We start from the raw sequence: 7875 nt of genomic DNA, 5'->3' as shown, positions 1-7875 counted from the left end.
CCCCGCCCTGAACGCCTGGGCGGACTGACGCGGGAAGGCCCGCCCCCGGCCGCGGCTGCGGTCGGGGACGGGCCTCCTCGGGCCGTTCGGGGCGACGAAGAGCCCTGACATACGGGGGATGCCAGGGCCTGGTGTTTCGTACGGCCCCCGCAGGGCCGCTGGTGCCGGAGAGCCGGCGACGGGTCGGGCTGGATCAGGCGGCGGTGCGGTGGCGCTCCAGCACCGTGTCCACGCCGTGCTCGGCGGCGAGACGACGCAGATCGTCCAGCTCGGACTGTTCCACCTCGGCGAGGAACTCGTCCCCGGCCTCGATCGCGCGGTGCAGGTCCTGCTCGGCGTTGGCGATGCGCTGCAGGATTCCGGCGGTGAAGGCGTCCATACGGGCCCCCTTACTGTGTCGGACGTGCACGGTCGTGCGCCCCCCGCCCCGGGGTGACGGTAGCCAGCGGAAGCGTCCGGTCCGGGTCGTGAAGATCGCCGGACGGGCGCGGAGACGGCCCTCGGCCGCTCCCGGTGACGCCCCAGCCCCAGGGCCGGCGCGGATGAACGCACGGCGGGTGGGTGCGATCGGCTCAGAAACCGGATCGCGGGTGTGCAGCTGTCCTCCCCGCCCCGGGGGCGGGGAAACCTCCGGGCCGAAGAAAAGCCCGAGAAAGTTGCCCGCGTCACAGTCCAACCGGACTGCTTCCGCCACGAACCCCGCCCGCGCGCGCCCGGCGCCGCCGGCCGGCGGACGTGCCCGCGGGGCAGCTTATCGCTGCCTTACCGCAGGACCAGGCAGGATGGAGGCAGCGTCGGAGCCGCGCGTCCGCTTCCGGGGCCGGCCTGAAGAAGGGACAACCACCGTGCGGGTTCTCGTCGTCGAGGACGAGCAGTTGCTCGCCGAGGCCGTGGCCACCGGTCTGCGCCGCGAGGCGATGGCCGTCGACGTGGTCTACGACGGGGAGGCCGCGCTCCAGCGCATCGCGGTCAACGACTACGACGTGGTCGTGCTCGACCGCGACCTGCCGCTGGTCCACGGTGACGACGTCTGCCGCAGTGTGGTCGACCAGGGCCTGGCCACCCGGGTGATCATGCTGACCGCCTCCGGCGACATCAGCGACCGGGTCGAGGGCCTGGAGATCGGAGCGGACGACTACCTTCCGAAGCCGTTCGCCTTCAGCGAACTCGTCGCCCGGGTCCGCGCCCTGGGCCGCCGCGCGACCGTCCCGCTGCCCCCCGTCCTGGAGCGGGCCGGCATCTCGCTCGACCCCGGCCGCCGCGAGGTCATCCGCGACGGCCGCCCGGTCCAGCTCGCCCCCAAGGAGTTCGCCGTCCTGGAGGTGCTGATGCGGGCCGGCGGCGCCGTCGTCTCCGCCGAGCAGCTGCTGGAGAAGGCCTGGGACGAGCACACCGACCCGTTCACCAACGTCGTGCGCGTCACCGTGATGACGCTGCGCCGCAAGCTCGGCGACCCGCCGGTGATCGTCACCGTGCCGGGCTCCGGCTACCGGGTCTGACCGGACCCCGCGGCTCCGACCGGAACCCGCGGGCCCGCCCGGATCCCAGCCCCCACCACGCGCCCGCCCCGGCGGACGCCCCGAGAGGACCATCATGACCACCCCGCCCCCGGCCGGCGGGCCCTCCGGCGCGCCCACCGGAGGGCGCGCCGTGCCCAACCGGCCCGTACCGCCCAAGCCGGCCCACCCGCCGCGCGCCCCCCGTCTGCACTCCTCGCACGACACCTACGTGCCCGGCGACGGCATGCTCGCCTGGCTGCCGTTCCGCCCCACCATCCGGATCCGGCTCACCCTGCTCTACGGCGGGATGTTCCTGATGGCCGGCGTGGTGCTGCTGCTGCTGATGTACGTCTTCATCCGGCAGGCGCTGCAGGACGTCGCGCCGCCGCCCTTCGACTTCGGCCCGAGGGGGGCCTGGGTGAACGGCGACTTGATGAGCACCGAGGCGTTCAACCAGTACCTGTCCAACAGCCACGCCGTGAAGTCCGACAGCGCGCTCAACACGCTGCTGCGCAAGTCGCTCACCATGCTGGTCTGCCTCGCCGTGATCGCCTTCGCGGCCGGCTACGCGATGGCCGGCCGGGTGCTGCGCCCGCTCGGCCGGATCACCCGCACCGCCCGCGAGGTGGCCTCCTCCGACCTGCACCGGCGGATCGAGCTGGACGGCCCGGACGACGAGCTGAAGGAGCTGGCCGACACCTTCGACGACATGCTGGAGCGCCTCGACCGCTCCTTCGACTCCCAGCGCCGCTTCGTCGCCAACGCCTCGCACGAGCTGCGCACCCCGCTGGCGATCAACCGCACCCTGCTGGAGGTCCAGCTCTCCGACCCGCAGGCCTCGCCCGACCTCCAGCAGCTCGGCAAGACCCTGCTGGCCACCAACGAGCGCAGCGAGCAGCTGGTCGAGGGCCTGCTGCTGCTCGCCCGCAGCGACAACGAGCTGACCGACCGCCGCCCGCTGGAGCTCTCCGAGGTGGCCACCCGGGCGCTGGAGCAGACCAGGGCGGAGGCCGCCAAGCGCGAGGTCGACCTGCGCGCCTCGCTGCACCCGGCGACGGTCTCCGGCAACGGCGTCCTGCTGGAGCGGATCGCCCTCAACCTGCTGCAGAACGCGGTCCGCTACAACTCCCCGGACGGCTGGGTGGAGATCACCACGGCCCCGGTGCCCGGCGGCGGCGAGCTGGTGGTCTCCAACACCGGTCCGGTGGTGCCCGGCTACGAGCTGGAGCACATCTTCGAGCCGTTCCGCCGGGTCAGGGGCGCCGACCGGACCCGCAGCGACAAGGGGGTCGGCCTCGGCCTGTCGATCGTCCGCTCGGTGGTCCGGGCGCACAACGGCACCATCGAGGCCACCCCGCGCGCCGGCGGCGGCCTCACCATGCGCGTGCGCATCCCGGGCGGGTGACGGGCCCAGGAACACGCCGGGCGCCCTTCCCCTCCGGGCAGTGCTCCCCGGGCCTCCGCGGCCCCGTCACGGCCCTTCTCGGGGCCGTGACGGGGCCGCTGCGCCGTCCGGGTGAGCCCGGTCCGTGCGCCGACCATTCCCAGCCGCCCCCGCCAGGCCTGTCAAGACGACATAAGGCCTGGCGGGGGCGGCTTGTCTTTTCCGGTCCGGGCAACTTACGGTGTCGTAACCTACGCGACCGTAAGTGCCGTCCGAACGGACTCCGGCGTACCCGTCCTACGCACTCGTCCCGAGCGTGCCCGTCCCCCAGGAGCCAGACCCGTGACCATCGCCCCCGTGCAGCGCAGCACCTCGCTCGGTTCGAGCGCCTGGACCGACACGCGGCTGATCCTGGCCCTTGAGGAGGTCGTCGAGAAGGAACTCGACCGGCACCTCAAGGTCGCCAAGGACTGGATGCCGCACGAGTTCGTCCCGTGGAGCCAGGGCCGTGACTTCGACGGCGTCCTGGGCGGCGAGGCCTGGGAGCTCGGGCAGTCCAAGGTGACCCCGCTCGGCCGCGTCTCGCTCGTGGTCAACCTGCTCACCGAGGACAACCTCCCCAGCTACCACCACGAGATCGCCACCATGTTCGGCCGTGAGGGCGCCTGGGGCGAGTGGGTCCACCGCTGGACCGCGGAGGAGGGCCGGCACGGCATAGCCATCCGCGACTACCTGCTCACCACCCGGGCCGTCGACCCGAACGAGCTGGAGCGGGCCCGGATGGCCCACATGGCGGACGGTTTCGCGTCCGACAACGCGCACAGCATGCTGCAGTCGGTCGCCTACGTGGCCTTCCAGGAGCTCGCCACCCGCATCGCGCACCGCAACACCGGCCACTTCGCCGGCTGCCCGCTCGCGGACCAGCTCCTCGCGAAGATCGCCAACGACGAGAACCTGCACATGGTCTTCTACCGGAACCTGCTGAAGGCCGCCCTGGAGATCGCCCCGGACCAGGCGATGCGCGCCGTCGCCGACGTGGTGACCAACTTCCGGATGCCCGGCCACGGCATCCCCGGCTTCGAGCGCGCGGCCGCCCAGATCGCCCTCGGCGGCGTCTACAACCTGCGCATTCACCACGACGACGTGCTCCAGCCGGTGCTGCGGCACCTGAAGATCATGGAGCTGGCCGACCTCGGCCCGGACGGCGCGCAGGCCCAGCAGGAGCTCGGTGTCTTCCTCGAAGGACTGGACACCCAGGCGACCAGGTTCGAGGAGCGCCAGGCGGCCCTGCTGGCCCGCCGGGCGGCCCGGAAGCAGGCGTAGCGGCTTGGGCGGATTTTCCACGGTTTGCCCGGGGCGGCGACTAACGTGAGCAAGCTCACACCGTGTCGCTCCGCGAGGTCGGATGACACCGGAGAGTGATCGCGTCGCCGACCCCTCCGATCGCCGTCCGTGAGTGGGACGGCGATCGGGGGCGGATCGGAGGATTGGCTCCCGGCCCTGGTGGGCAAGGGAATTGGCGAGCGCGTCCAGGACCTTCGCTTACGGAGCGTGTCCACCATTTGGTCGTTCGCGCGCCGTGGCGATGGCCCTGCGTGAGGCCCCGAACGCCCGAGTGGATCACCCCAACGGACCCCTGGCTGAGTGTCGATTGAGTAACGGGGCTTGAAGTAAGGCAAAATCTCCGCCTCGGGTCGGGCACAAGACCGACCCCCCATGCGTTACGTGCGCTGGAGATACCGCACACACCGCACAACCCGGAGGGGGAGAGCGAAAAATGGCTACCGACTACGACACCCCACGCAAGACCGATGACGAGCTCAACGAGGACAGCATCGAGGAGCTCAAGGCCCGCAGGAACGACAAGGGCGGCAGCTCGGTCGACGTCGACGAGTTCGAGGCCGCCGAGGGCATGGAGCTTCCCGGCGCGGACCTCTCGAACGAGGAGCTCTCCGTCCGGGTGCTGCCGCGGCAGGCCGACGAGTTCACCTGCATGAGCTGCTTCCTGGTCCACCACCGCAGCCAGCTGTACAGCGAGAAGAACGGCAACCCGATCTGCCGGGACTGCGGCGCCTGAGGACCAGGGCGGTCATGACTCGGGTTTCGCGGTGTCCGCGAGACCGGTGCGACGCCCCTTCCGGCCCCGGGCAGCGGGGCCGGACGGCAGCTCCGGCGTCCGTCACGACGGACGCACCAGTCATACGGTCGGATGGAAAGCGTTTCCCAGAGACGCGGAGGGACGGTACCGCCCAGGCGGTACCGTCCCTCTCCTTTTTGGTCGTCTTCGTCGTCGCCGGCGTCTGGGCCGGGCGGCCTCGCCCGCCCTCAGGCGCGGGCGTTGCGGCGGGCCTCGTCCAGGGCCTCCGCCAGCTTCATCGGCGAGCGGGTCGACAGATAGAGGTACGGCGTCGGGTCCGTCGGGTCGCTCACCTCGACCCGCAGCGCGGTCGGCACGTAGCTGCGCAGCAGCATGAAGGCCCGCGGGTCGGCCTTGGGCCCGCGCCAGGCGGCGGCGTCCGCCGGCCCGAGCGCCTGCGCGGCGCCGAGGGCGTCCACCGGGATCCGGGCCGGGCCGGCCACCAGCGAGCCCTGGACCACCCGGATCCGGGCCGAGCCGTAACTGCTGATCGCGGCGGCGCCGGCGGCGATGCCGACCACCAGCCCGACCAGCGCGCCCACCGCGCTGAAGCGCAGCAGGATCAGCGCGAGGGTGAGGCCGATCACGACCGGGAACAGCCACCAGGAGCGCGGCACGGTGAGGCGTTCGTCGTACATGCCCTCCATTGTGGGCGCCGTGACGCCGGCGGCCGGACGCAACCCCCGTCCCGGGCGCGGCTACCGATCGGTAGGGTGGGGCGCCGTGACCGGTTCGACAGCCCCCACCGCGCCCGCCGCCCCCACGACCCCCACCACGCCGCCGCCGGAGGCCGTCCTCCCGCCGCGCGCCCCCGAGGCCCCCGCCCCCGGCACCCGGCTCGGCTCCCACTACGAGCACTGCTTCGGCTGCGGCCCGGGGCACCCCGGTGGCCTGCGGATCGACGCGGTGGCCGGCGAGGGGCTCGACGTCACCGCCGAGTTCACCGTCCGCCCGGAGCACCAGGGCGGCCCCGGCCTGGCCCACGGCGGACTGCTCACCACCGCCATGGACGAGATCCTGGGCACGCTCAACTGGCTGCTCCACGCCCCCGCCGTCACCGGCCGGCTGGAGACCGACTTCCTCTCCCCGGTGCCGGTCGGCTCCACCCTGCACCTGAGCGCCCGGGTCACCGGCGTGCACGGCCGGAAGGTCTACAGTGCCGCCGAGGCGCGGATCGGCGGGCCCGAGGGACCGGTCGCGGTGCGAGCGCAGGCGCTCTTCATCCAGGTGAAGCTGGAACACTTCACCAAGCACGGTCGTCCCGAGGACATCGAGAAGGTCCTCGACGACCCCGACCTGATGAAGCGCGCCCGAGCCTTTGAGGTGAACCCTTGAGCACCACCCCCCGCGAGCCCCTCGACGTCCTGATCCGGCGGATCGACCCCGGGCTGCCGCTGCCCGCGTACGCGCAGCCCGGCGACGCGGGCGCCGACCTGCGGACCACCGTCGACGCCGAACTGGCCCCCGGCGAGCGGGCCGTGCTGCCCACCGGGATCGCCATCGCGTTGCCCGACGGCTACGCGGCGTTCGTCCACCCGCGTTCCGGGCTCGCAGCTCGTTGCGGAGTTGCTCTGGTGAACGCCCCAGGGACGGTCGATGCCGGGTACCGTGGAGAGATCAAGGTGATCGTCGTCAATCTGGACCCGCGCGAGGGCGTCAGCTTCCGCCGAGGGGACCGGATCGCCCAGCTGGTGATCCAGCAGGTCGAGAAGGCCCGCTTCCACGAGGTGGAGGAGCTGCCGGGGTCGGCACGCGCCGAGGGCGGGTTCGGGTCGACCGGCGGCCACGCCGCGGTCTAGGCTGCCCGCGGCCTCGCAGGAAGCCGAGCAGGTATTCGCATCGGTCTTGGACCGGGAAGGACAGTGACCGTGTTCCGTCGTCGCCAGAAGAGCGAGGACGCTGTCGAGCAGCTCGCCGACGACGCCATCAGCGCCGACGAGACGGCCGATGACGTCGAAGGTTCCGCCGAGAGCGAGAACGTGACCGAGCTGGACCCGGCGGACCGGGTCGGTCTGCCGCCGGCCCCGCGTCCGGACGGCCCGTGGGACCACTCCGAGCTGGAGAACCCGGAAGAGGGCCGCGTGGACCTCGGGGGTCTGCTGGTTCCCGGTGTCGAGGGCATGGAACTCCGGGTGGAGGTGGCCGGCGACGCGATCGTGGCCGCCACCCTGGTCCTCGGCAACAGCGCCATCCAGCTGCAGGCCTTCGCGGCCCCCAAGTCGGAGGGCATCTGGGGCGAGGTCCGCGAGGAGATCGCCACCGGCATCACCTCGCAGGGCGGCATCGTCGAGGAGGAGGAGGGCCCGCTGGGCTGGCACCTCCGCGCCCAGGTCCCGGTGCAGCTGCCGGACGGCACGCAGGGCGTGCAGCTGGTGCGGTTCGTCGGCTGCGACGGCCCGCGCTGGTTCCTCCGCGGCGTGATCTCCGGCCAGGCCGCCGTCCAGCCCGAGGTGGGCGGGATCCTGGAGCAGGTCTTCCGGCAGACCGTCGTCGTCCGTGGTGAGACCCCGATGGCGCCCCGCGACCCGATCGTGCTGAAGCTTCCCGAGGACGCGCAGATGGTCGCCGACGGCGGCGGCGCCGTCGCGGCCACCGGCGAGGGCGAGAACCGCTTCGGCAGCACCGCGCTCGACCCGTTCGCCCGCGGCCCGGAGATCACCGAGGTCCGCTGAGCACCCTGTTTGAGCTCGTCGATCGCCCCCGCCCGGACCCAGGGCGGGGGCGATTTGCATGTGACGGCCCGGTCCCCGTACAGTTCCGGAGTCGCCGCGAGAGAGCGGGGACAAGCGGAAAGCGAAGTCCGATGAATGAAACTCCGGAAAACGGAGCGGAAAACATCTGATAAGCTGGAAACA

General features: G+C 72.3%; 9 protein-coding genes. 7 read left to right on the top strand and 2 right to left on the bottom strand.

Annotated elements, in window-relative coordinates; translation table 11 throughout:
* Positions 1-193 precede the first annotated feature (193 nt).
* The gene (locus ABD308_RS36055; protein ID WP_030301315.1) at positions 194-379 is read right to left on the bottom strand and encodes a hypothetical protein; all 186 of its coding nucleotides are present in this window, start codon (positions 377-379) and stop codon (positions 194-196) included.
* Between the two features lie 466 nt (positions 380-845).
* Between ABD308_RS36055 and ABD308_RS36050 the strand changes: the two genes are divergently transcribed.
* The 4 genes from ABD308_RS36050 to ABD308_RS36035 all read left to right on the top strand — a co-directional run bounded on the left by ABD308_RS36050 (position 846) and on the right by ABD308_RS36035 (position 4960).
* Positions 846-1499, top strand: a complete 654-nt coding sequence (locus tag ABD308_RS36050; RefSeq protein ID WP_344344378.1) for a response regulator transcription factor — start codon at positions 846-848, stop codon at positions 1497-1499.
* Between the two features lie 94 nt (positions 1500-1593).
* A complete protein-coding gene (locus ABD308_RS36045; protein ID WP_344344376.1) occupies positions 1594-2904 on the top strand; it encodes a sensor histidine kinase in 1311 nt (436 codons plus the stop codon).
* A 321-nt stretch (positions 2905-3225) separates the two neighbouring features.
* Positions 3226-4206: an acyl-ACP desaturase gene (locus ABD308_RS36040; RefSeq protein ID WP_344344374.1), complete on the top strand. Its 981-nt coding sequence runs from the start codon at positions 3226-3228 to the stop codon at positions 4204-4206.
* 454 nt (positions 4207-4660) lie between these two features.
* Positions 4661-4960: a DUF4193 domain-containing protein gene (locus ABD308_RS36035; RefSeq protein WP_327681335.1), complete on the top strand. Its 300-nt coding sequence runs from the start codon at positions 4661-4663 to the stop codon at positions 4958-4960.
* 248 nt (positions 4961-5208) lie between these two features.
* Here ABD308_RS36035 and ABD308_RS36030 read toward each other — a convergent pair whose 3' ends face one another.
* Complete coding sequence (locus ABD308_RS36030) at positions 5209-5658, bottom strand: DUF3093 domain-containing protein (protein WP_425554942.1); 450 nt, start codon at positions 5656-5658, stop codon at positions 5209-5211.
* Positions 5659-5743: 85 nt separating this feature from the next.
* On the opposite strand from ABD308_RS36030, the gene ABD308_RS36025 reads away from it, so the two are divergent.
* From ABD308_RS36025 to ABD308_RS36015, 3 genes are all read left to right on the top strand, one after another.
* Positions 5744-6355 (top strand): PaaI family thioesterase, encoded by a 612-nt coding sequence (locus tag ABD308_RS36025; RefSeq protein WP_344344369.1) that lies wholly within the window; start codon positions 5744-5746, stop codon positions 6353-6355.
* Entirely contained in the window at positions 6352-6819 is a 468-nt protein-coding gene (gene dut, locus ABD308_RS36020) for a dUTP diphosphatase (protein WP_344344367.1), read from the top strand. Before ABD308_RS36025 ends, dut begins: the two co-directional genes overlap by 4 nt.
* A gap of 69 nt (positions 6820-6888) precedes the next feature.
* Positions 6889-7692, top strand: a complete 804-nt coding sequence (locus ABD308_RS36015) for a DUF3710 domain-containing protein (protein ID WP_344344365.1) — start codon at positions 6889-6891, stop codon at positions 7690-7692.
* The last annotated feature ends 183 nt before the right edge of the window (positions 7693-7875 follow it).

The sequence above is a fragment of the Kitasatospora putterlickiae genome (genome assembly GCF_039527695.1).
In the GTDB taxonomy this organism is placed as follows: domain Bacteria; phylum Actinomycetota; class Actinomycetes; order Streptomycetales; family Streptomycetaceae; genus Kitasatospora; species Kitasatospora putterlickiae.
The sequence above is the reverse complement of the archived record's forward strand: the minus strand, read 5'-3'. Positions and strand labels throughout refer to the sequence as shown.

Coding starts and splice junctions, on each gene's coding strand:
- ABD308_RS36055 (WP_030301315.1), bottom strand. CDS start 379: ATGGACGCCTTCACCGCCGGAATCCTGCAGCGCATCGCCAACGCCGAG.
- ABD308_RS36045 (WP_344344376.1), top strand. CDS start 1,594: ATGACCACCCCGCCCCCGGCCGGCGGGCCCTCCGGCGCGCCCACCGGA.
- ABD308_RS36030 (WP_425554942.1), bottom strand. CDS start 5,658: ATGTACGACGAACGCCTCACCGTGCCGCGCTCCTGGTGGCTGTTCCCG.
- ABD308_RS36035 (WP_327681335.1), top strand. CDS start 4,661: ATGGCTACCGACTACGACACCCCACGCAAGACCGATGACGAGCTCAAC.